This window comes from Pontibacter sp. SGAir0037 (genome assembly GCF_005491705.1).
Taxonomy (GTDB): Bacteria; Bacteroidota; Bacteroidia; order Cytophagales; family Hymenobacteraceae; genus Pontibacter.
Genome location: NZ_CP028092.1, coordinates 3933878 through 3956021 on the forward strand (window position 1 = coordinate 3933878; position 22144 = coordinate 3956021).

The 22144-nt window shown below is 42.6% G+C and carries 23 protein-coding genes; 8 read left to right on the forward strand and 15 right to left on the reverse strand.

Annotated elements, in window-relative coordinates; genetic code table 11:
- Nucleotides 1-2: 2 nt before the first annotated feature.
- From C1N53_RS22585 to C1N53_RS16165, 4 genes are all read right to left on the reverse strand, one after another.
- Nucleotides 3-179 carry a hypothetical protein gene (locus C1N53_RS22585; protein WP_168194046.1) on the reverse strand — a complete coding sequence of 59 codons (177 nt, stop codon included), beginning with the start codon at nt 177-179 and terminating at the stop codon, nt 3-5.
- 119 nt (nt 180-298) lie between these two features.
- A complete protein-coding gene (locus tag C1N53_RS16155; protein WP_137760299.1) occupies nt 299-1012 on the reverse strand; it encodes a DUF5131 family protein in 714 nt (237 codons plus the stop codon).
- Between the two features lie 76 nt (nt 1013-1088).
- Nucleotides 1089-2204, reverse strand: a complete 1116-nt coding sequence (gene tcmP / locus C1N53_RS16160) for a three-Cys-motif partner protein TcmP (RefSeq protein ID WP_137760300.1) — start codon at nt 2202-2204, stop codon at nt 1089-1091.
- Between the two features lie 83 nt (nt 2205-2287).
- On the reverse strand, nt 2288-2476 hold the full coding sequence (locus tag C1N53_RS16165; RefSeq protein ID WP_137760301.1) for a hypothetical protein: 189 nt from the start codon (nt 2474-2476) through the stop codon (nt 2288-2290).
- A 153-nt stretch (nt 2477-2629) separates the two neighbouring features.
- Between C1N53_RS16165 and C1N53_RS16170 the strand changes: the two genes are divergently transcribed.
- On the forward strand, nt 2630-3139 hold the full coding sequence (locus tag C1N53_RS16170; protein ID WP_137760302.1) for an RNA polymerase sigma factor: 510 nt from the start codon (nt 2630-2632) through the stop codon (nt 3137-3139).
- A gap of 536 nt (nt 3140-3675) precedes the next feature.
- Here the strand turns inward: C1N53_RS16170 and C1N53_RS16175 are convergent.
- Entirely contained in the window at nt 3676-4380 is a 705-nt protein-coding gene (locus C1N53_RS16175; protein ID WP_137760303.1) for a hypothetical protein, read from the reverse strand.
- A gap of 40 nt (nt 4381-4420) precedes the next feature.
- Here C1N53_RS16175 and C1N53_RS16180 point away from each other — a divergent pair, with 40 nt between their 5' ends.
- The gene (locus C1N53_RS16180) at nt 4421-5110 is read left to right on the forward strand and encodes a hypothetical protein (RefSeq protein ID WP_137760304.1); all 690 of its coding nucleotides are present in this window, start codon (nt 4421-4423) and stop codon (nt 5108-5110) included.
- A 6-nt stretch (nt 5111-5116) separates the two neighbouring features.
- On the opposite strand, the gene C1N53_RS16185 is transcribed toward C1N53_RS16180, so the two are convergent.
- The 8 genes from C1N53_RS16185 to C1N53_RS16220 all read right to left on the reverse strand — a co-directional run bounded on the left by C1N53_RS16185 (nt 5117) and on the right by C1N53_RS16220 (nt 13766).
- Nucleotides 5117-5416, reverse strand: a complete 300-nt coding sequence (locus C1N53_RS16185; RefSeq protein WP_137760305.1) for a hypothetical protein — start codon at nt 5414-5416, stop codon at nt 5117-5119.
- The gene (locus tag C1N53_RS16190; protein WP_137760306.1) at nt 5416-6708 is read right to left on the reverse strand and encodes a phage terminase large subunit; all 1293 of its coding nucleotides are present in this window, start codon (nt 6706-6708) and stop codon (nt 5416-5418) included. Before C1N53_RS16190 ends, C1N53_RS16185 begins: the two co-directional genes overlap by 1 nt.
- Nucleotides 6683-7408 (reverse strand): terminase small subunit, encoded by a 726-nt coding sequence (locus C1N53_RS16195; protein WP_137760307.1) that lies wholly within the window; start codon nt 7406-7408, stop codon nt 6683-6685. The genes C1N53_RS16190 and C1N53_RS16195 overlap by 26 nt, the downstream gene beginning before the upstream one ends.
- A gap of 28 nt (nt 7409-7436) precedes the next feature.
- On the reverse strand, nt 7437-7697 hold the full coding sequence (locus C1N53_RS16200; RefSeq protein ID WP_137760308.1) for a hypothetical protein: 261 nt from the start codon (nt 7695-7697) through the stop codon (nt 7437-7439).
- A 783-nt stretch (nt 7698-8480) separates the two neighbouring features.
- The gene (locus C1N53_RS16205) at nt 8481-10985 is read right to left on the reverse strand and encodes a BT4734/BF3469 family protein (protein ID WP_137760309.1); all 2505 of its coding nucleotides are present in this window, start codon (nt 10983-10985) and stop codon (nt 8481-8483) included.
- 48 nt (nt 10986-11033) lie between these two features.
- The gene (locus C1N53_RS16210; RefSeq protein ID WP_137760310.1) at nt 11034-11333 is read right to left on the reverse strand and encodes a helix-turn-helix domain-containing protein; all 300 of its coding nucleotides are present in this window, start codon (nt 11331-11333) and stop codon (nt 11034-11036) included.
- A gap of 128 nt (nt 11334-11461) precedes the next feature.
- Nucleotides 11462-12505 (reverse strand): hypothetical protein, encoded by a 1044-nt coding sequence (locus C1N53_RS16215; protein ID WP_137760311.1) that lies wholly within the window; start codon nt 12503-12505, stop codon nt 11462-11464.
- A gap of 10 nt (nt 12506-12515) precedes the next feature.
- Nucleotides 12516-13766, reverse strand: coding sequence for a site-specific integrase (locus tag C1N53_RS16220; protein ID WP_137760312.1), 1251 nt, complete (start codon nt 13764-13766; stop codon nt 12516-12518).
- Between the two features lie 400 nt (nt 13767-14166).
- Here C1N53_RS16220 and C1N53_RS16225 point away from each other — a divergent pair, with 400 nt between their 5' ends.
- Nucleotides 14167-14571, forward strand: a complete 405-nt coding sequence (locus C1N53_RS16225) for a hypothetical protein (RefSeq protein WP_137760313.1) — start codon at nt 14167-14169, stop codon at nt 14569-14571.
- A gap of 119 nt (nt 14572-14690) precedes the next feature.
- On the opposite strand, the gene C1N53_RS16230 is transcribed toward C1N53_RS16225, so the two are convergent.
- Nucleotides 14691-15089, reverse strand: a complete 399-nt coding sequence (locus C1N53_RS16230) for an NUDIX domain-containing protein (protein WP_137760314.1) — start codon at nt 15087-15089, stop codon at nt 14691-14693.
- 247 nt (nt 15090-15336) lie between these two features.
- On the opposite strand from C1N53_RS16230, the gene C1N53_RS16235 reads away from it, so the two are divergent.
- The 4 genes from C1N53_RS16235 (at nt 15337) to C1N53_RS16250 (ending at nt 20303) form a co-directional block, all read left to right on the forward strand.
- On the forward strand, nt 15337-17706 hold the full coding sequence (locus tag C1N53_RS16235) for a TonB-dependent receptor (RefSeq protein WP_137760315.1): 2370 nt from the start codon (nt 15337-15339) through the stop codon (nt 17704-17706).
- Between the two features lie 2 nt (nt 17707-17708).
- The gene (locus C1N53_RS16240; RefSeq protein ID WP_137760316.1) at nt 17709-18881 is read left to right on the forward strand and encodes a PepSY domain-containing protein; all 1173 of its coding nucleotides are present in this window, start codon (nt 17709-17711) and stop codon (nt 18879-18881) included.
- Between the two features lie 94 nt (nt 18882-18975).
- Nucleotides 18976-19938, forward strand: a complete 963-nt coding sequence (locus C1N53_RS16245) for a glycoside hydrolase family 5 protein (RefSeq protein ID WP_137760317.1) — start codon at nt 18976-18978, stop codon at nt 19936-19938.
- Nucleotides 19939-19991: 53 nt separating this feature from the next.
- Entirely contained in the window at nt 19992-20303 is a 312-nt protein-coding gene (locus C1N53_RS16250) for a hypothetical protein (protein ID WP_240773245.1), read from the forward strand.
- Between the two features lie 71 nt (nt 20304-20374).
- On the opposite strand, the gene C1N53_RS16255 is transcribed toward C1N53_RS16250, so the two are convergent.
- Complete coding sequence (locus C1N53_RS16255; protein WP_137760318.1) at nt 20375-20755, reverse strand: T9SS type A sorting domain-containing protein; 381 nt, start codon at nt 20753-20755, stop codon at nt 20375-20377.
- 155 nt (nt 20756-20910) lie between these two features.
- Here C1N53_RS16255 and C1N53_RS16260 point away from each other — a divergent pair, with 155 nt between their 5' ends.
- Complete coding sequence (locus tag C1N53_RS16260) at nt 20911-22023, forward strand: NAD(P)/FAD-dependent oxidoreductase (protein ID WP_137760319.1); 1113 nt, start codon at nt 20911-20913, stop codon at nt 22021-22023.
- Nucleotides 22024-22144: the final 121 nt, after the last annotated feature.

A 22144-nucleotide genomic window follows, 5' to 3' on the forward strand; every position in this document is an offset into this window, starting at 1 on the left:
AATTATACTCTGACAGTCTGAGCTGCATGGGCTAGATAATATTTATCTTCCTCAATAGTATTAATAATACCCAGATTATAGTAGCGCACCACCCGTTCCTTGGTCACCCGTATGCGCACCGCCTGGGTGCCGTCCTGCTTCTTCTCCGCCTTCAGTACGGGTTTGAATGTGGCTGCCATAGTTGTCGTTGTCTTTAAGCAAAGAAACGAAACGAATGCTAATAATAATAGTTGATGCTAATTTTGTTAGAGAAGCAAGGGCAATAAAAAAGCGGCCCACCAGCCGCTTTTTTATTGCATTACATTGTTGCTACTGGCATTTCATCGTAAGTTCTGCCGTTGAGTTCTCTTCCAGCTGCTTTTTTATTTTTTCCTCCCCATTGCTTAAAGAAAAATGCTACTCTAGCCACGTCGCATTGTTGCTGGATATCAACAACCCATTCAGCTTTCATTGGCCTAGGGTTCCTGCCAGATTCGCCTCCTACAATAACCCAATCAATGCTATTGAGGTTTAGGCTTGGTAAAGGGCCTATCAGCGGTTCTAGGGAAAGGAACTTTACCACAGCTCCAGTTCTTCTCAAATGGTTGATTCTATCAGTAACACTACCATCCTCTACAGATACACCCATCCAAATGTTAGGTGTCCAAGTAAGTAAAGGAGCCAGTTCTTCCAGTCGCTCAGCGCGTTTAGTCAACACTTGAAAAGTATGCTGAGGACACTCATTCATTACCTTAAAAACTTGCTGAACGAAATCAAAAGGAATTTCCTCATGAAAAAGATCGCTCATGCTGTTAACAAATATTATGGAAGGCTTCCACTTTCTAGGATGGTTGAGGACTTCGGGATGGGTTGTCACAGTACGAAATCCGTTGCTGTACTTCTGAATACCCATAGCCTGAAGCCTTTTGTGCATTACCTCCGCATAACAAAACTTACAACCCTGCGACACCTTTGTACATCCAGTAGTTGGATTCCAAGTTGCCTCTGTCCATTCTATGCTTGATTCTGCCATCTTATAGTTTATCGAATTTAGCTATAACTATTGCTAAATTACTAATTATATTAGTTATTGTCTAATTATTTTAGCATTATTTCACATTAACCCAATTAATGGATACAGGTTCATCCCCTTTGTACGCTTCTTTATAGCCCAGTTTAGGAGTTCGTGTATCGTAGTAAATTTTACCTACTTTCTTTAAATATTTTAGGTGTGCATTTGCATGCTTAAGTGGATGGCCTTGCTCCAGAGTAAATAAATACATAAACTTGTTAGTGACGCACTTATGTTCTTGAAGAGTGCTTTCTAGGAGCTCATTAAACTTTTCTATTTTAGTTCTCTTTGGCTCAGCAAACAAGTTAAACTGAAGACCTGATTTTGCAATGTCTTCGTTTATATCAAAGTTTGCTATACCATTTATTGGATTTTTTTCCCACACAACATTTAAAAACTTCTCAACAGCCCTTGGATGCTTCGCGCCAAATACCAAACCGTAAATATTAGTCTGCTTCTTAATCGAAAACGGATAAAGTCTCAATTTGGTATTTGTAGGCAACTGTTGAGCAATTGCTTTAACAACAACTTCATGTATAAACTTATAAGGATTGCTCTTGAGAACTGCAGCATCAATTTTAAGATAGTTAGAGAACTCTTTTGTTTCCCCAAACCTTTTAAAATATGAAGAGGATATAAAGAAAAGAAAGTCTGTCTGGCTGGTTTTTTCCAGTTTTAGCAGGTTTTCTATATTCGTGAATTTAACACCATTCTGATCCAAAAATACCAAACTTGGGAATTGAGATATAATTGGAAGTAGTTCTGGATAAATGACATTAAAATCTTTTTGATCGATTTGGTAAGTCACTATCCGTCCTACGTCTTTATTTTCAGCGAGAAATTTTTCAATAGCCGCCTTTAGTAAAACATATTTTTCTTCCTCATATTCATTAAGATAAAGCCTTATAGACTTTACGTTTTTTCTGAAAATTTCACCTATAAACTGCTTAATAACCTGAAGAATTCGAATAGGACTACCTGGTACACCATTAATATCGTAGCCTGTACCTGCAAACAGGTCGAAAATACAGATGACTGGAGAAGACTGCATTACAAAAGTTGGTAGCCAAGACTTGGTATAATTTTCAAATATTTCCAGCTTGGCTAGAGTGGCTTCGTCAAAGGCTTTTTCGTGTAGGTTTCTTCCACCCATAGTAAATTTGCTAGATGTATAATTAGATAAAAAGTTTACGAATTCATTAATCTCCAACTCTCTACAGTCCCTTTCACATATATTTACTCCCCCAGCCGTTTCTTCATGTTCTTGATCTCCTGGCGCAGTTCGAAGATGTCCGCCTCCATGTGGCTCATCTTTCTGCGCCACTCGTACCTGGTGTTCGGGAACTTGCTGATCAGGCCGCCCACCACCCGCCAGAGCTGGAGCAATATATAAAATAAGTTTAATATCCTGCCTTTAGTTAGCATTTTATAGAGTCCAACACAGGTTAATATTTTAAAAACAAAGTAATAAGAGCAACATGCTTAGAAAGCTTTCCTGATATCCTAAGTTGTAGTATAAGTACCCTTTACAAAACTGCTAAAAGGGCATCATATAAATTAGAGGACAACCTTAAACTAATGATGCACGAAGAACAGGCGCAGTCCTTTATGCGCGCAGCCGCTCAACACACCCAGTTACTGACCAGGTATGCCAAATCTTTGACGAAAGATCAAGACGAGGCGCACGACCTATATTCTGATGCTCTAATTAAATGCTATGATAGGATACTTGTCCATGGCTTCACGGGAAGCTTTATAGCTTATTTAATATCAGCTATAAAGTATAATTTTTATCATGCACAGAGAGATAAAAAATATATTTTGCCGCTTTCAAATACGATAGCTGATGAAATTCCAGAGGCAGAAGATGATGCTGAGGCTCGTAGTGCAATAGCCACCACTATTAAGCTATTTGTCTCTTCTCATTACCCGCCACATGAATACGAAGTGTTCGACCTGCACATCCACGGCCTCACTTACCGTGAGATTGCATTCCTAACATCCTATACGGCTACCAGAGCTTACAATTTGATACAACGTATTAGGCAGGAAGTAAAGGACAGTTTTGGCGTTAAAAGCTACAAATAGCCTCCTACTGTTCAAAGTAGTCTAACTAGCTTTTAAAATGACAAGGCCAAAAGATTCAGAGTATCGTTCTCCTTGATCCAATAATCTGCCGTTATGATCACGAGCTATTAAATTCGATTCGCATACATCTCCACTAAGTTTTTTTACATTTAATACAAGCTGCCCAATCGTTTCCTCTCCTGTGTCGGGAAGAAGAAATATTGATCCTCCATATATAACTCTCACAGTCTGCTCCAAAGTCTCCATCATTTAAAGGTTAATTTTTGATAATGCTTTTAGCTAGCAACTCGCTAGCCATTTGTAGTACATCTTCTGATTTAGTATGGCAATACATAATTGCGATCATGCCTTTAACCTCATTCTCCTTCATATTGTGTATGTATTTTGTATGGAAAGAATTATTCTTTATATCAGGACGAAGTGTCACCAAAAGAAACTCTTTACATGTGAGCAGACTCCATAATGCTTTTACACGCTTCATCATCTTTAACGAATTACCTTATTGTCATCTCGACGCATCTCAAACTCCATTACTTCTAGAACGTCAACAGCAGCCTTCTCGCGTAACGTATATATATCCGGCCCAACCAGACGGCTGTGCGTAAGGATAGCTTCCGTGAATGTGTTGTGGCAAGTGCTCTCTCCGTAAGGGTCATCACCTGAAGCATCTTTTTTCGGCTTTGGGAATAGCTTTGAATGCGAGTCGCGTATGGCTCTGAGCTGGTCAAAAAAAAAGCGATAGCACTCCACGCTTTATCCATAGATAGGCTTCGAAAGGCTTCGCTAGACTCTCTAATAGTATCCAGATCCTGTGCTCTGCCCTTAGGTTTGTAAAGCACCGCCAAGAGATCTGGAGCAGCTTGAATATAGCTATCTCCTGCCTGCTCCAAAAAAGAATGCAATGCCTCGAATTGAGCCATGCTTACTTTATCCAGATTACCTACATGCTCATAAGCTGTGTTTAAGTGATTAAAGCAAAGAGCCGGTTTTGGAGCTGGCATGGCTGTCAGCCATTTCATCTGATTAAAAATAATAGGCACCAGCGATACGTCATCCATCAATATTTCAGATGGTAAACTGGTAAGCGATGAGACTAACATAGCCACATCCAAACCTGCTGGCTTACCTTCTTTTAGTAAATCGAATTGAAGCCATTGTGAGAGCGGCACCTCGTGCCAGCCTTGTGGTATCTGGCCGGTGATGATGGTGCCAGTGTCGTCGGTTAGGGTGATGTTTTTCATATATAATATTTTAATTATATTGCTTATAAATATTTAGGCTATGAGTAAAGAAGATCTAAAAATAGATTTCAAACATTACAGTGATCAGTTAAGGAGTGGGCTCTTAAAAGCTCATGAACAGTATGAGAAAACACTAATATTGATATCATCAGGAGGATTAGTTTTATCAATGGCTTTGATGGAAAAAATTGTTGGCAACAATCCTATCAATATTGAATATCTTGTAACACCATGGATTTTCCTTGGTTTGACGCTCCTGTTAAGCCTTGCATCTACTATATGGTCAATACACGTGCATACCGTTGTTGAACGCTCTTGGGTAAAGGTATCTAATGAGTATAGTAATTTAGACTTTAATGACCATGAAGAGACTTTATCAGCAAAAGATAGATTAAAAAAATTGAGACAAATTGAGCAGAGTTCTGATGAAGTAATGGAAATGTTTCGAAGCCACTATGACCTCACCAAAAGATTTGACGACAATTCAAATTTTACAACATATGCTCCACTAATAACTCTTTTAGTTGGTGTATGTTCTCTTATTTATTTTTCATCTACAAATGTTTTAAACCCTCAAAAAAATGACCAAACCACCTCCACCCAGACCAGTACTGCCAAAACCGAGCGAACCCAAACCAGGGACCAAAGGGACACCATTACCGCCACCGCCCAGGATACCAACACCACCATCAAAGCCCAAAAAGTAGATATAAAAGCCCCTCCTCAATAGGGGTTTTTATTCTTGCGCCAGAAAGCTCTCGTAAGGGCGCAGGTACTCCACCACCGCATCTTTGCCGCCATCCCGGAACGCCTTGCGGAGCCTGCGCAGGTGGTTGGTGGCGTTGGTGGGCGAGCCGATGTAATACTCCTTTTCCGGATCCAGCGGATTGCCCTTAGCATCCAACAGGTTCGGGTCGTCGGCCAGCAGCACGTGCCCCTTCTGAGGGGTGCGGTATTTGGTTTCGGGTACCGGCAGGCGCTCAGCAAACTGCTTCAAAGCGTCGTCCATTGCGGGGGTTAGTTTGTGTTTCTTCATTATGCGTATCCAAAAGATGACTTAGTTAATTCAAAAATTTCGCGCATCATTAGCGCATCGGAAAGGTCAGGCGAACGACCAAGTATTTCTTTCACTTCCTCTTTAGGAATCACTGCTTTCTTGCCGTCCTTATCCATATCCTTTTGCTTCACTTGTTCCATTTCCTCAATGATCTTCTCCTTAAGCGCTGGATCTTCGCACTGGATATACAGCCCGTCCGCCTGCACACGCTCAGCCATTTTGAAGTAACACTGGCTTTTCAGGTTGGCGTAGTTCTCCCCCTGCAGTGCCTTGCTTCCGTTCAGGAAACCTTTGCAACGCAGTATATCCTTAACACCACCGCCCACACCGTCTTCGTCGACAACAACCTGCGATAGCGGTATATGATGCTGTCTCGCCATTTCACGTATAGCCGCTGCAACTTCAGTGACCGATGCACCTTTAAGCACCTTAATTCCCACGACACGAAAGCCATCCCATAGCAGAATGATAGAGCTGTCAGCTCCAAAGCGAGCAATATCAGCAGTAATGTATTTCTTGCCACCAGGCACAAAGTCGTTCGTGAAGCAGTCAATAATTTTTTCATAATCCATGAGTTTAGCGGGGTCCTGATCGTACTCCCAGTTACCAAACAGCAAACGCTCTTTGCTAGCCTTATCCAGTGTCAGCAGGTTATCACGGTAGTGTTTCGAGACGTGCGGATTATCGGAAAGCAAAGATTGAATGAAGGCCTTAAAAGGCTCCAGTGCCTTTTCCTTGAATGGCTTGTAGAAGTAAGTGTAAACCCACGTCTTCGCAGGGTTGCAACTGCCGAGCAACTTAGGTATCAGGTTGAACTCGTCAAGCTTGTAACGAATACGAGACTTAACAATCTGCCATGCTTTCTGCACAATCTGATTACACTCATCAACAAACCCTCCTGTGATCTCAAGCGAGCCCAGACTGTCAAAGTTCGGGTCACTGGGATACAGGAATAAATCCTTCAGAATGATCTGGGATCCGTTGGAAAAATAAATAATGTTGTCCTGCTGGTGGTATCGGTAAACCGAGGTACTCACTCCCTGGAGCTTACAGATTTCAAAGAAAGTGTTGAGGGTGGTTTCCTTTAAGCTCTTGAGTTTCGACCTGCCCATCAGCCAGCGGGTACCAGGATAGCGAAGGCAATTTTTCAGCAGCCAGTAACACCCCAGTGCAGATTTGCCACCGCCCGCGCCGCCGCCGTACAGCAGCTCCGTGGTGGTGGTGTCCTCCAATATGTCGAGTGCTCTAGTCTGCTTGATCGTTAGCTTCATAGGTGCGCTCCTCGTGCCAAGTGAGACTGATGTTCTGGTTGTTGTCCTTTTCGTAAAGACCATGCATTCTGGCCAACTTGTCAAGAGCTGCATCCGCTGGATATAGCTCCACCTTCAGCCCGTGTTCTGAGGGGATAATAGCTTTAATGCGCCCAGCCTGCTTATCTTCTATCAACTTCACCATGTCTAGTTCAGTGCGCTTCACCTTCTGCGGTGGACCCTGCACATAGCCAGTGGCCTGCGGGTCTCGCTCTAGCTCCAAATGGTGGCGAATGATCTGCCGGCGGCGCTTGGCCTGCGCTGCCTTGTGGCTCTTCAGCTCATCTTCGTCCAGCTCAGCGCGGGCGGCGTACTCCTCCTCGAATGCCATCTCTTCTCGGATGCTCTCGATCACATGGGAAAGCGGCACCTTTATGCGCGTCGACTCTTCCACTTCCGTGATGGTGTAATAGTTCTTTATGTCACCCTTGGCAATGTCGGTTATCAGCTTTGTTGTCTCTTCGGCAGGCAAGGCGAGCTCATTGAGCCTTGCCTTTACCGCTTCAGAAATCTCAGGTTTTCTCAGGTTTTCCCAACCTATCGAATATGCCGACTTTTGGCTGTAGCCCGACCTGATGGCGGCCTGCGTAGCGTTGCAATCCTTGCAGTACTCCTCCACGAAGCGCTGCTCTTTTGCGGTGAGTTTCTTCTGCTCTTCCATAATACCCGAAAATAAAAAGGCATTTCTGTCAAGTTGCGGAAAAGGGACTTAGCTTGGTATGGTATCCTTTCTTAAGATCAGGGTTGCGCTTAACAAATTGCTTGAAAGAAGGGTAAGGCACACCCAGCTTCTCTGCCATCTCGGGGCCTTTGATCCAGCCGTGGGTGTAGTCCTGCTTAACCATTCTGATATCATGAGTCGTATAGGTACGTCGGTTTGATTCTTGCTTTTTACCATTAGGAAGCAAATCTGTAAAGAGTACCAGTTGTACACCATACCCTGATTTCAAGCAAAATATTTGTTTGGTTGTATTGTTCCCGGGTTTGGGTCTTCCTGCTTGATATCTAAATTGATCTGTTGTTATTTCCCCTTGCTCTTTCATAATAACCTAAAATAAAAAAAGCCCCTCCACAGGGCTGCGGAAAAGGGACTTAGGCATTATAGAACGCGCTAAAACAGATACTATATCGTTTCTAATGCTTATAAGTTACCTCATGACTGTAGAAAAAGCCGTCCTCGTTTTCATGAATAAACTCAAAATGACTTATTTGATTGGCTACTTTTATGAGAAAAGAGTCCTGCGCACCACATTCTTTTATTGAGTCCTTAAGCGTTTGGAGGGTTTCTCTTCCCCATCTTGGGAAAGGATCCGGATACTTATTGAACTCCTTATCAAAAGAAATTCTATTAATAATTGTTAGCGGTTTGGCTAGTGTAAGTGATTCCATTTGACTGCAAATGATTTGTATTTTATAAACTTTGTCGCAGTGTCGCAACCTTTAGGTGTTATTTCTTTATATAATTATTATCTCACCATCTATCTTTATTTTATACAATTAAATATTGGTTATTTTAGAATTTCGATGGATCATTAAATTTTTTCATATTCTAGTTGCGACCTTGCGACAAATGGAGAAGTAGATTCATCTATTTATTTAAATTGAGGTTTTTGCTGTCGCAGGTTGTGCATATTTATCTGCGACATTAATATCCAAACCTGCGACACCTGCGACACACTAAGGAAAGTTTGTCGCACCCTTAGCTATCTGTCGCAAGATGTGTCGCAACTTCATTATAGGATTTTTTGGCTAAATATAGCAGCTCTGAACTTATTGCCTATATCGTCTCTCTTCTCCTTCTTAGTATCTACATCCAGCCCCTCAAATTGAGCATATAGTTTAAGCCACTTGTCCCATTCCATTGCAGAGAGGGCTCCGTCAGGGATACCTTCCTGCGATTTGAAATCCTCAAAAGTTCCTGGTTTAGATATAACATACTCCCCTCCGGCCCAGAGCCATAACCCTTTATCATCCTTAAGCTTTGCATCCATAAAAGAGGCAAAACCGGTTTGTTGACCTCTTATTCTGGTGGCCTGCAAAAGTTTGCGCCTGTTGAGATTTATTGGAGCAGGCTCTAATAGTCCCCGCTTGAGGAATAACTGACAACATCCCATCATTAGGTTATCAAAGGAATTCCACTCGCTTTCTTCCCAGTCATCAAAAAAATTGCGCCCGAACTCGTCTTTAGGATTGAAGTCTTTACTATAATAGGGTGCTATCTCAAATTCGAACTTTCGCCTAGCATGGCTATCTCCTGCACCACTGATCATATCATTGGTGGTAATCCCAATCTTAGGAGAGGTCTCATAAGCTAAACTTGTTTGCCCCTGGTAGAGCCGGTTTATCTTCATCTCACCAGTGGCCATTACAAAAAGCTTATCAAAAGGTAAGCGCCGTCCGTCCCAATCATCAAAGAAAACAACACGGGTAAATTCATTAACCTCCTGAGACCAGAACTTATCTTTAAAATCCATAGTCTTGCAGTCCACCAGCACCATGGGCACTACCTTACCAATTGCTTTAAAAATTAATGATTTACCTGTACCGCCGGACGGATTCTCGCTGATCGCTTGATCTACAAGAATAGCAACTTTTGTGTTTGATGGGTCCTTATACCCATGGCACTCATAACCTATAAGTGTATACAAAGAAAGTAATCGCTCCTGATTCTGACCCGATGAATTATACAGGAACCTACTAAAATCACAATTGCCTACCTCATCCGCAGGCATGAGCTGAATATCTCTATCGCGTATCTGCTTTTGCCATATAAAGCTTGGGAGCTCTGTATAAGATGCAAAAGAGATAGCTTCCGGTTTTACTGTAACAAAGCCATTCCTATAGAAAAAGTAAGCCGTATCTTTATCATCCCGAAGAAACTCATCCTGCAATTCACGAAGAAACCCCATCTTGCGCTCGTCGAAGAAATGCCGGTGCTCCCGCATTACCTGGTCTATAACCTGTGAGCGAAACACATGGTCGAAATGAAAAGGTAGCTCATTCAGATAGTCCAAAATGAATGTCTGAATCTGGTCCATGACCACTTCTGAAACAATGTTGTTCGACACCCGAACAATAGATACATCTTTGCCCCTTCGATACTTCCGGAATCCGGCCCCATCAAGGAACTCAGCATACTTAACGTGGGATAAATGCAACTTATAGATGTCCTTTTTCTCATCATAAAGCACATCCCAGAATGCAAGAATCGTTTCTTCCCGTTCCTCATAAATTGCTTCCACTGCCGCCTGTATTGCTTGGGCATTGCCTCCGTGACTAACTGCTATCTTTTGCGCCACCAACTCCTTTTGGTCGCCGTGCGACTTGCTTTCATAAGCAATATAGGCCAAAGGCTCTGGGAGAATCGGTTTTTCCTGCCCTTTTTTTATTCCAGACCTAACGGTAGCAAAAGCGACTTTCCATGCAGACTTAGGGCTAGTATGCATGATAGCTTGTTCTAATGCCTGCTGCGCCTCATGTTCTGAGAGAAGACCAGTAGCAACATACCCCCCACATAAATAGGCCATATCTCTACGCATATGGTGCTTTGATCCTTGTGGAGCATCAAGTATTTTCCTAACTGCGGTTTGCAATGCTGTGTGCCCATAATTAGTCGGCCTTGTAGGTGCTGGGTAAATAGGGGCTTTGCATGGACTGGTCTGGCTTTCTACTAACGCAGCTTCTTCCTCCTGCAGTTCTTCGAAAGTCTCACTATCATGATTCAGATATAATTCAGGATCATAGCTCACATATCGTGGCCAGGCAACATTAGAGGTCTTGTCTAACGCAATACTATATGTTGTTTCAAAATATTCCTTTAAAGCACGATAACTGGCTTCGTGGTATTTAGTGGGGATCTTTACAATTACTGCAAGACCGCCGTCCCACCCCCTGCAGCTCAGAAAGCAAGAATAAGTATAGTTATCCTTTTCAATTACTTTACGGAGATCCTTGAAATTAACCCCTGGGTTTTGCTTTTTGTCAATATCAAGACAGGCGAAACCACTATGCTGCTCTAAGCCCTTTTGGTCTCTATGCCTAAATGTGCCCGAAACCGTAAAATAAGGGAGCATGTCACTTTTGAACTGCTTCTGTTCCTCCTCGGTCTTTAAATTCCTTAAAGTTGTTATTACTTCCCGCCAGCGCCCATCACAGATATCATTTAAAATAGAAAGCAACTCTACATCTGACCCATTCCTTGTAACATTGATTTTAGGGAAGATTGATACCTTATTCATATCGCCCCCTTTTCTGCTGCAAACATGATCCTTTTCCCATATGGCCTCCTATGCTCTTTTAAATGGTTGTTCAAGAGAGGATAATACTTCAGACTTGAAGAAATAAACACGGCGCCCTTTACGATAAAACGGCACTTTTCCCTCAGCCATCCATTTCGTCATTGTAGGTTGGGAACAACGTAACAAGCGGCATGCCTCAACCTTAGAGATTGGTTGCTCAGTTTCAAGTATTGTAGCATCTGCTTTAGCTAACAATAATGGCGTAAGCGCTTCCACAACTTCCTGCACTAACAATTGTCGCTCATCTGGAGAAAGTGTTGCTATAAAAGAAAATTCCTTTACATTCATAACTATTTAAGTTAGGTTATGAGGCAAAGGAATTTAATCTTTACTTCCGATTACTTCCGCACTTTCCGAACGGAAGTAATCGGAAGTAATCGGAAGTAAACAATATCAAATATCGGAAGTAAACAATATCAAATATTAGTACTTAACTTAAAAAATTCATCATATATATCATCATATACTCTTGTTCGTGCAGTCCTATCACTAAAAGCTTTAGGCTCAATTTTAAATCTTTTACAAAAGATACGACCTAAAGGTGTCAATTTGATTTCCTTTATTCTTTTAGCATCTAATAAAGCTGTATAAAGACGTACAATGTGAGTAGGCTCATCTATCCAAGACTCATTCTTATCTAAACAACCTCTTGCCTGGAGTGCTTTAATTAATGGGCTTATTTTTCCCTTATCTCTGAAAAGCCATTCAAAAGAAGGATCTTCTTTAGGAGGGTATTCTTCCCCTGCTAGTTGTTCTTCGCCCCTATCAACAGTATAAGTTTTGTTTTCTTCTGCCATTAGCCTTTTAAAGTACTTAATTTTGAGAAGGCATCTTTCAATATATACACGTCCGTTATCTGTAAACTTCTCTGGTGCCTGAGCTACTTCCTGCTCACAGCAATCTATTTGGCTATGCAGGAAGTTAATTTTTTCTTGCAAGGTCGTAAAATGCTCCAACACAGGTTCTGTTAACTCAAATGTGTAAGCATATCTACTTTTATCATTTTGCCCCTCCTGAATAAAATCCCATAGCCTATCGCATTCTTTACCAACCAGAAACAACATAAAAAGCATTGCCTGTTTGCACTGCTCTATTTCTTCAGTAGTTGCGGATTCAGTAACACTGTATTGTATGACTTGAAACTTACTTAAAGAACTAAACAGGAAAGCAAGTTGATATGTATCTAATTCTAAACTATAGAGATGACCTAAAACGGTATATGGTTCTAGGTAATATTCCATGATAATATAAAACTGATCGTAAAGTGTATTAAAAAAATTTAATGGCTCCCAAAAGCCTGTCCTAAAACCTGCTTTCACCCGGATCATGTTTAACTCATCATATATAGCCATGTTAACTTTACTATATATGCTTAACGGTTGAGTGGTAAAGAAGTCATTTAAGTTAACTATGTGCTCAAAATCTGACTGTATGAGCCCTCCTACATTATATTTTTCCATACATCCCAAATTAAGATACCACCTTCATTTGCGCCGGCAACTGCCAGATCTGATTCATTTCCTGCTCTGTTACCTTCTCCGAAAGCTTGATATACTTCTTAAAGGAGCTGTAATTGGAGTGGCCGGAAATACGCATTACCACCTCCGGCCGCATACCCTTCTCAAGAGACAGAGTAATGAAGGTACGCCTGGCAGTGTGGGTACCGATGAACTTATACTTAGGCTGCATGTTAGATAGCTTTTCATTCCCACGGCGCTTATATAAGGTTGTAGGCTCATCGATCTCCAGCAGTTCCCCTAGATCCTTCAGATATTCGTTTGTCTTTTGGTTACTGATCACAGGCAGAGGCTTTAGTTCATCCTTATATTTTTCAAGTATGGCCAGAGCGAACGCATTTAGAGGTACCTGGTGCGGCTTATCAGTCTTTACCGTACGAAGCACCCAACGGTCTCCTTTGATGTCAGTACGCTTAAGATTTGCTATGTCAGAGTACCTCTGCCCGGTAAAGCACCCAAAGCAGAAAACATCACGCACCTGGTCAAGCTTTTTATCCTTTGACAGATCCGCATTATACAATGTCATCAGCTCAGCCTCAGTTAGGTAGATGGTTTCAGCATCTTTTTGTGGTGCTTTAAACTTCTTATAAATAAGGTTCTGGTGTAGGCCCCGGTCCAGTGCCCAATTCATGAAAGTCTTTACAATGGCGAAATCCTTCCAAAGCGTATTATCGGTATGCTTGAGTGTCTGGATTGCAAAAGTTTTGAACAAGTCGAAAAAGTGTAAATTAACAGTATCGAAGCTTAAGCTATATCGCTGGTCCTTGCAGAACTTCTCCAGGTGCTTTTTCACAACCTTGTATTTTGCAATAGTAGCTTTGCTGCGTTCAGTCGTATTTATATCGATAAAACTTTGAAAGTGGTCAAAGAAGCCCGAGGCTGCAGCGGGCTCTTTGTTAAGCTGGAAATCCTCGATTGCTTCTCTGAGCTCCTGCATAGTGACTGCGCTATTCCCAGCGGTAAGCTTGTTATAAAGCTTGTGGATGTCTGCCTTGAATCCAGCCAACCAACCGTTAAACTCTAGGCTGCCGATATATGACCGCTTCACGTGGTTGCCGCTTTTATCCGCCTTAGTATTCCAGTGCCTGGGGGTAATGTATTGCCCCGTCTTTATCTTGATTGTTTGAGTACCGGTACGCAGGTACAGGTAGATAGCCGTATCCCCTTCGGACTTCGGCTTATCCAAGTAAAAATTTAGTGTCATACAGTTGCCTCTGTTATAACTTAAAGATACGCATTGTCCGAAACTTCGGAAATATATCGGACGGTAAAATTTACTTTTCTTTACCTTTACTTACTTTCAATTACTTTCTAATCCTCATAATTGCCCTATAAATAAATATTTAGCGATAATCTAAAGAAAGCATGAATAAGCAACGTTAAAAAGGTGAGAGTCCCGGCGCGGCCACAAGCCACTGTAAATTAAATTTTTGCAGTGGCTTTTTACATTTTAACTTTCTGATAACCAGCTGATTTAAAGCAGGTGCGGCAGAAAGTAACGTTATATGCGCTACCTTCAGCGAAAGAGAATAAACCTGGTGCACAATCGGTACTGGAATCTTTTAAATATCTTTACAGTTGATACAGGAGAAAGAAAGATTAGAATGATTATACCAAGCACGTTTATTAGACTTGATTACAATCCCTCTTCTGACGTGCTGACCGTGGAATGGCCGGATGTCCATAATTATACATTGGCAGAAGTAAAAGAATCTTTGTCTGAAATTATAAAGGCTATCCGCTACTATGATGTAAAAAGGCTTTTAATCGACTCCAGAAAAACCGTTGTAAGTATAGACAATGAGAAGTATACAGTGCTGTCTACAGAATTTGCGAAAGAAATGCTGCAGACAAGGCTAGAGAAGCTAGCCAGACTGGAAAGCTCCAATATCATCAGAGAGGGCCAGGTACAGGAACTTGTAAAAACAAACAACACCGCTGCTATTGCATTCAAGAATTTTACAAGCTCCGACGAAGCGCTTAAATGGCTAGAGACAGGCATCAGGTAGTATATAACTCTAAAGCTCCCGTGTAGAGCTTTTATTCTGATTTTTCCTGAAAGCACCTCACTTTCGCAGCTTTGATTTAGTCATAGCCAAGCATTCTAGTTTTTATTTAGGGTTTGTTGCTATACAAGTAAGCCCTGCTCGTGAAGCCAATCGAAAATAAGCATATCTACTGGCGATACTTTGCCTCTGTCCTGGTAGCTTAACCATACCACTTCTTCTATTTCTCCGGCAGCTTTTATTTCTCCGTTGTATGCTCCGGCATAACAGGTCATTTTTACCTGCACCCCCTCCGCGTGGTTATCGGCCTGCGCCTGAAAAACGCCCTTAAAGGATACTGTGCTTTTGATCAGATCAACATCCAGTTCTTCCTTTATTTCTCTGCAAAGCGTTTCTAGGTCTGTTTCGCCTGCTTCTCTTTTGCCTCCCGGAATATAATATTTTGCCCTGTCTTTGCTCCTGGTGCTCAAAATCCGGCCGTTCTTTATTTCTAACCAGGCAATTTTGTCTATTAAGCTCATGTGCTGTATTTTCTGAGAACGAAGTTCAGTAGTGTGTCCTGCTTCTGTATTTACTCATGCCAATAAGCCTCCATTTTATATGAAGAGCAAACACTTCACGCAAAAACACAAAGCTTAGTACCTCTTCTCTATTGTTTATAGCTGTACAGACTCTGTTAAAAAATTTATTTAGATTAATTACAAATAAGCTTTGAATATTGGACTTTCCTATATTCCTTTGCAACAATTTATAATCAATCTAAATAACATGAAGCTATCGTTTATAACTCTACTCTTTATAATTACGGCCTCTGCACATGCCCTCTCCCAGGGAGTGGTAACGGTAGGAGGCAGCGTAACAACTGCAGATGGAACAGCAGCAGAAGTAGTATCTGTAAGTTTGAGAGGAACAGGCATGGGTTCCACAACTGACAAAAACGGTATATATAAAATAGAAAAAGTAAAGCCTGGCACCTACACGTTCAGGGTTAGTGCTATAGGGCTTCAAACGATAGAGAAAGTAGTAGCTGTGCCTGATGAAGCAACTTTTACAGTAGACTTCACCCTGAACGAAAGTGCTTCTCAGCTACAGGAAGTAGTGATAGCAGGCAGCAGGAGAACCTTTAAAGTAGACAACCCCTCTGAAACACTCCGCTTAACTACTCCTATACTGGAAACGCCTCAGAACATACAAATTATATCAAGTGACCTGATTAAAGGGCAGCAAATATTTGATATGTCAGAAGGAGTATCCAGGAACGTAAGCGGTGTTACAATGCTGGAACACTGGGGCAACTACACCCGTGTAAACATGCGCGGTGCCAGAGTAGCTCCTTTCAGAAACGGCATGAATATAGAGTCTACCTGGGGGCCTTTATCAGAAGATATGTCTTTTGTAGAAAGAATAGAATTTGTGAAAGGTCCGGCGGGCTTTATGCTGGCAAATGGAGATCCGGCAGGTTTTTACAATGTAGTAACCAAGAAGCCAACAGGCAGAACACGGCAGGAAGTAAACTTTACCTTTGGTAGCTTTAATACTTTCAGAGCAACGGCCGATTTAGATGGGCAGTTATCAGCTGACGGTAAACTTCTGTATCGCCTGAATGTAATGGGGCAGCTAAAAGATTCCTGGAGAGACTTTGAGTATAACGACCGCTACTCCATAGCTCCTGTTCTTACCTACAAGTTCAGCGATAAAACGTCACTCACGGCTGAATATACGCACCAGTACTCCCGCATGTCAACTATTGGTTCTGCTTATGTGTTTTCTGCGCGGGGCTTTGAAGATCTTCCCCGTAATTTCACCCTTGCAGATCCAAACCTGAAACCATCAGATATGCGAGATAACAGCGCCTTCCTTACTTTTGAACACAAGTTTAATGACAAATGGAAGCTGACAGCTCAGACGGCTTACTTTAACTATAACCAAATTGGTAGTTCGCTTTGGGCAACAGGTGTGGCAACCAACGGTGATATGCAAAGAACAGTTAGCAGTTGGGACGCACAAAATATAAGCAAGTTTGGACAGCTGTTTATAAATGGAGAATTCAAATCAGGTGCTGTTACGCATAAGGTATTAGGAGGTCTTGATTTAGGCAATAAAAAGTACCTGGCAGACTGGAACCAGTATTTCGTGCTGGATTCTGGGACACCTTTCAATATCTACGCACCTGTGTATGGATTAGGTACTGATGCTATTCCAGTTATAGATCGTTCTAAATCACTTGAAGAGCGTGCTGGTGGAAATATCTTGGCCCAGAAATACGGTGCTATTTATGTACAGGACGAGCTCGGCTTCTTTCAAAATAACCTCCGACTAACATTGGCTGGTCGTTATACTAAAGCAGAAACTAATCAATATACTTCTATCGTTAATAACGAGAAGTTTACACCACGTGTAGGTGTAAGTGCATCCTTGAATAAGGCTACTACTGTCTACGCTTTATTCGATCAGGCCTTTATCCCACAAATTGGCAAACTAGCTAACGAAGCAACAGTAAAACCAATTACAGGAAATAATTTAGAAGTAGGTGCTAAAAGAGACTGGTTTGGCGGCCGTTGGAATTCAACAGTCTCCGTTTATCAGATAACAAAAAATAACCAGCTTATCGGAGATCCTAGCGATCCAAGCCAAACCTTATCTTTGCAGCTTGGACAGACACAGACAAAAGGCGTTGAGTTTGATATCAGAGGAGACATAACACCAGGCTTAAGCGCTATGTTCAACTATGCTTATACTGATTCTAAGATCACAAAAGATATAGATCCTCTTCTAGTAGGAAATTATGTACCTGGTTTCGCCAGACACATTACTAATACCTGGCTCTCTTACAGATTGTATAAGGGCAAACTACAAGGCTTAGGCTTTTCGGCAGGTTACCAGTGGCAGTTGGGCCGCTATCCTTGGTTTGTTAACGGGAGCTCAGACTCCACCCTACCCGACTACTTCAGATTAGACGGAGCCGTTTCTTATCAGTTTAGAAAAATCAGTCTCGGTGTAAATGTTAACAACATTTTAGATAAATACCTCTACTCAGGTGGCCCTTACGACTTCAACTATGATGGCACCAACGACAGCTTCTACTGGCAAACAGAAGCTCCCCGAAATTATCGTGTAAGTATAGGCTATAGATTCTAGGCATGACAGTCAAAAAAATCATTGGAAAACTACACCTTTGGCTCGGATTTGCATCCGGGCTATTGGTGCTATTTTTGGGTATCACGGGCTGTATACTTGCCTTCCAGAAAGAAATTGAAAATGCCACACAGCCTTACCAATTTGTGGAGGCCCAGGAAACGGCATTGCTCCCACCCTCAAAGCTTAAAGCCATTGCCGACCTGGAACTGCCCGGACTGAAGGCACATAGTGTGAGTTATACCAAAGGCAAGGCGTCGCAGGTAAGCTACTTTAGCTTTGATCCGGAATACTATCATATTGTTTTTCTGGACCCTTATACCGGGCAGGTACTGAAGGTAAAGAACATGGACCAGGACTTTTTCCGGATCGTGATTATGGGGCATTATTACCTGTGGCTCCCCCCTCACATCGGGCAACCCATTCTGGCTACTGCCACACTGCTGTTTGTGATCCTGATGATAACCGGCCTGGTGCTGTGGTGGCCCAAAAATAAAGCTGCCCGAAAGCAGCGCTTTTCTATCAAGTGGAATGCAAAGTGGCGCCGGGTAAATTACGACCTGCACAATGTGCTTGGCTTTTACATGACCTGGATAGGTATTTTCATAGCCATAACAGGCCTGATTATGGGCTTTCAGTGGTTTGCCAAATCGGTGTACTGGGCAGCTTCAGGAGGAAAGCAGATGGTAGAGTTTTACGAACCACACTCCGACACCACCTCCGTTGCCAGCAGCACCGTACCGGCTATGGACCGCCTCTGGCAAATGAAATACCCGGAGCTGCGCAACACCAAAGCCAGCCTGGAAGTGCACGTGCCGGAGGGCAAAGAAGGTTCTATCGAAACAGCCATTAACCCCGATCCAGGCACGTACTGGAAATCTGACTACCAGTACTACGACCAGTATACCTTGCAGGAGATTCCGGTTACACACGCATACGGGCGCTTTAAAAACACGACTGTGGCCGATAAGATCATGCGCATGAACTACGATGTACACGTAGGAGCAATAGGTGGCATCGCAGGAAAAATTATTGCCTTCTTTGCCAGCCTGTTTGCCTCCAGCCTGCCGGTTACAGGATTTATGCTCTGGTGGGGGCGCAGAAAAAAAGAGAGAAAAGCTGCAGTAAAGAGCAAATCAAAAGCCTACGCTACCGAAAAGGTACAGGTAGTGAAATGATTGTACTAATAAATGATAAATACCGTCAAACTACGCGCTTTCTTTTAAGTTGCCACCGCTATACCTTAGCTGATAATACAATCGTAGAATTAACATGAGATTATCGCTAATGCTTGCCATGCTGCTTTTCCTGTCTGGCAGCCTGATTTCAAATGCCCAGACAGTTCGGAAACATGGGCAATTAAAAGTGGATGGCACCCAACTGAAAGACCAGCACGGAAATGATATAGTACTGCGGGGCATGAGCTTTGGCTGGCATAACTTCTGGCCCCGCTTTTACAATGCAGGCGCAGTTAAGACTCTAAAAAAAGACTGGCACAGCACAGTAGTGCGTGCCGCTATGGGTGTAGAGCCCAGAAACGGCTATCTGGAGAAGCCGGAGTGGTCTAAAGAAAAAATTAAAGCGGTAGTAGAGGCAGCCATAAAAGAAGATATTTATGTGATCATCGACTGGCACAGCCACAACATCAACCTGAAAGAAGCAAAAGAATTCTTTACAGAAATGGCCTGGACCTACGGACAAAACCCACATGTGATCTATGAGGTATTCAACGAGCCGGATGAAGAGTCGTGGGAGGAGATAAAGCAGTATGCTACGGAAGTTATCTCTACGATCAGGGCAATTGATCCCGATAATATTATACTGGTAGGTACGCCACGTTGGGACCAGGACGTGCATATTGCTGCGGACGCCCCTCTTACAGGTGTTGACAACATCATGTATACGCTTCATTTTTATGCAGCCACTCATAAGCAATCGCTCCGCGACCGCGGCGACTATGCTCTTAGCAAAGGCTTGCCGCTCTTTATTTCGGAATCTGCTGGTATGGAAGCTACCGGAGATGGGCCTCTAAACGAAGAAGAATGGCAGAAATGGATAGCATGGGCAGAAAAAAACAAGCTTAGCTGGATAACCTGGTCGGTATCTGATAAAGATGAAACCTGCTCTATTCTGCTTCCGAGCGCTAAAGCAGATGGCAACTGGAAAAAAGCAGATATCAAACCTTCCGGATTAAAGAGCCAGGCGCTTCTAAAGAAATACGCAAAGCAGAAGTAAACTCAAACAGCCTGAATGCTGTATGGTATGATTAAATCATAAGTAAGACTACCATGAAAGCATTATCTCTGATCGGCTTACTGGCAATGCTGGTGTTGAGCAGCTGTGGCCAGAACGGCAATCAACTTGTAACAACTGCCGACGGATCAGAGGTGCCTGCGGATGTTATGTTTACCACCAAACCACTTATCAGCGGTGACCTTTATAACCAGCCCAGTTTTGAAAGTACATCTTTGGTTAGGTTTGATGCTTCGCAGGAAATACAGGTATTAGACACAACAGATGCCATATTTATAAAAGCCCGGATAGCCAAAGACACAACAGAGATAACAGGCTTTATTGCGAAAGCAATACTTCCCGAATAAGCTGAAAGTATATTTAAAACAGGAAGGGCAGCTTTTAGGCTGCCCTTCCTGTTTTCACACTAGTACAATATCTATTTTACCACTACACGCCGTATAGCGCTAAAGTTATCTGCCTCCAGTTTCACATAGTATAAACCTTTTGCAAAGCTGTTCAGGTCTATTGTTTTAGAAAACTGTGCATCGTTCCGAACAAGCTTCTCCCGGTATATTTCATTCCCGATTACATTCATGATGCGCAATTCAGCTGTTTTTGCATCTGTATTAGCTAGCGAAACAGTAAAAATTCCCGTACTAGGATTAGGATACACGGAAATATCCTGCTCTTCCTGTTCAACAGCCAGGGCACTTTCTTTTTCTGTCTGCGGCACTTGCCCTACAACAGGCACCCTTACCTGTGCCTGCACAAGCAGCACAGTCAAACAGGCAAAGAATAAAAGTATAAACTGTTTCATATATAATTAAGTAATGTTTTTATTCCTATACTACAAATGTCATTCCATTATTAAAACGCAGGCAACATTTATTTGTTCTTGCATTTTACCCTATTAAAAGGGTGCATTCACCAATTTTTACAACATAAATTTTGCACTAAATATATATAAAAATTTTGAAGAGTGTAGCAATTATAGGAGGTGGACTGGCTGGCTTAGTGGCTGCCCTTCATCTGGCCAGCAAAGGAATACCTGTTACTCTGATCGAGAAGAAAGTATACCCGTTTCATAAAGTTTGCGGGGAGTATATTTCTAACGAAGTACTGCCCTACCTAAAATCGCTTCATGCCGATCCTGCACCTCTTCAGCCTGCCACCATTTCCCGTTTCATGCTCTCATCACCGGCAGGTAAAACCATAGAAGCAGCTCTGGATTTAGGAGGATTCGGCCTTAGCCGCTACACTTTTGATCACTACCTGTACACGCTGGCGCAAGCACGCGGAGTGAGCTTTAAGTTACATACTACAGTTCAGGAAGTTTTGTTTGCACAAGACTCCTTTAACCTTAAATTATCTGACGGAGAGACCATTACAGCCGACATAGTGCTGGGTGCATACGGCAAACGCACCAACTTGGACCGCCAGCTAAACCGGCCTTTTTTCCACCACCGATCTCCCTACATCGGTGTTAAGTACCATATACAGCTGGACTACCCCAAAGACCTGATCGCCTTGCATAATTTCAAGGATGGCTACGCCGGCATTTCAGCAATAGAAGATAACCGCTATTGCTTTTGCTACCTCACCACACGGGAGAATCTTAAAAAACACGGCACTATACAGGCCATGGAAAAAGCAGTGCTCTCGCGGAACCCCTTGCTCCGGCAGATTCTGAACGAGGCCGAGTTTCTGTATGATCAGCCGGAAGTAATAAACGAAGTATCTTTTGCGACCAAATCCTGCATTGAGCATCATATACTTATGTGTGGCGATGCAGCCGGTATGATTACACCTCTTTGCGGAAACGGCATGGCTATAGCCATACACGCAGGCAAAATAGCAGCAGAAACCGTACTGCATTATTTCGAGAGCGGGCGCAACAGGCAATTGCTGGAGCAGCAATACAGCCTGAACTGGAAAGCAGCTTTTGAAAACAGGCTAAAAGTGGGACGGGCTGTACAGCACCTGTTCGGCAGCACCACCCTATCCGAAATAGCTGTAGGTGCACTAAAATACTCTCCGGCTGTGGTACAGGCTATTATGCGCAACACCCATGGCCAACCCTTCTAATAATACAAAAAATACAAAGGCTATATCATTTACAGTCAGATTCCCGTACTAAAATTTGCTGACAGGTTGAGTGTGTCTGGAGGCATTCTGCGAGAGGAGGCAACCAACAGCAAAGGCTGAT

Excerpts from the sequence above, each read along its gene's own strand:
- C1N53_RS22585 (WP_168194046.1), bottom strand. The coding sequence starts at position 179 with ATGGCAGCCACATTCAAACCCGTACTGAAGGCGGAGAAGAAGCAGGAC.
- C1N53_RS16155 (WP_137760299.1), bottom strand. The coding sequence starts at position 1,012 with ATGGCAGAATCAAGCATAGAATGGACAGAGGCAACTTGGAATCCAACT.
- tcmP (WP_137760300.1), bottom strand. The coding sequence starts at position 2,204 with ATGGGTGGAAGAAACCTACACGAAAAAGCCTTTGACGAAGCCACTCTA.
- C1N53_RS16165 (WP_137760301.1), bottom strand. The coding sequence starts at position 2,476 with ATGCTAACTAAAGGCAGGATATTAAACTTATTTTATATATTGCTCCAG.
- C1N53_RS16170 (WP_137760302.1), top strand. The coding sequence starts at position 2,630 with ATGATGCACGAAGAACAGGCGCAGTCCTTTATGCGCGCAGCCGCTCAA.
- C1N53_RS16175 (WP_137760303.1), bottom strand. The coding sequence starts at position 4,380 with ATGAAAAACATCACCCTAACCGACGACACTGGCACCATCATCACCGGC.
- C1N53_RS16180 (WP_137760304.1), top strand. The coding sequence starts at position 4,421 with ATGAGTAAAGAAGATCTAAAAATAGATTTCAAACATTACAGTGATCAG.
- C1N53_RS16185 (WP_137760305.1), bottom strand. The coding sequence starts at position 5,416 with ATGAAGAAACACAAACTAACCCCCGCAATGGACGACGCTTTGAAGCAG.
- C1N53_RS16190 (WP_137760306.1), bottom strand. The coding sequence starts at position 6,708 with ATGAAGCTAACGATCAAGCAGACTAGAGCACTCGACATATTGGAGGAC.
- C1N53_RS16195 (WP_137760307.1), bottom strand. The coding sequence starts at position 7,408 with ATGGAAGAGCAGAAGAAACTCACCGCAAAAGAGCAGCGCTTCGTGGAG.
- C1N53_RS16205 (WP_137760309.1), bottom strand. The coding sequence starts at position 10,985 with ATGAATAAGGTATCAATCTTCCCTAAAATCAATGTTACAAGGAATGGG.
- C1N53_RS16210 (WP_137760310.1), bottom strand. The coding sequence starts at position 11,333 with ATGAATGTAAAGGAATTTTCTTTTATAGCAACACTTTCTCCAGATGAG.
- C1N53_RS16215 (WP_137760311.1), bottom strand. The coding sequence starts at position 12,505 with ATGGAAAAATATAATGTAGGAGGGCTCATACAGTCAGATTTTGAGCAC.
- C1N53_RS16220 (WP_137760312.1), bottom strand. The coding sequence starts at position 13,766 with ATGACACTAAATTTTTACTTGGATAAGCCGAAGTCCGAAGGGGATACG.
- C1N53_RS16225 (WP_137760313.1), top strand. The coding sequence starts at position 14,167 with ATGATTATACCAAGCACGTTTATTAGACTTGATTACAATCCCTCTTCT.
- C1N53_RS16230 (WP_137760314.1), bottom strand. The coding sequence starts at position 15,089 with ATGAGCTTAATAGACAAAATTGCCTGGTTAGAAATAAAGAACGGCCGG.
- C1N53_RS16235 (WP_137760315.1), top strand. The coding sequence starts at position 15,337 with ATGAAGCTATCGTTTATAACTCTACTCTTTATAATTACGGCCTCTGCA.
- C1N53_RS16240 (WP_137760316.1), top strand. The coding sequence starts at position 17,709 with ATGACAGTCAAAAAAATCATTGGAAAACTACACCTTTGGCTCGGATTT.
- C1N53_RS16245 (WP_137760317.1), top strand. The coding sequence starts at position 18,976 with ATGAGATTATCGCTAATGCTTGCCATGCTGCTTTTCCTGTCTGGCAGC.
- C1N53_RS16250 (WP_240773245.1), top strand. The coding sequence starts at position 19,992 with ATGAAAGCATTATCTCTGATCGGCTTACTGGCAATGCTGGTGTTGAGC.
- C1N53_RS16255 (WP_137760318.1), bottom strand. The coding sequence starts at position 20,755 with ATGAAACAGTTTATACTTTTATTCTTTGCCTGTTTGACTGTGCTGCTT.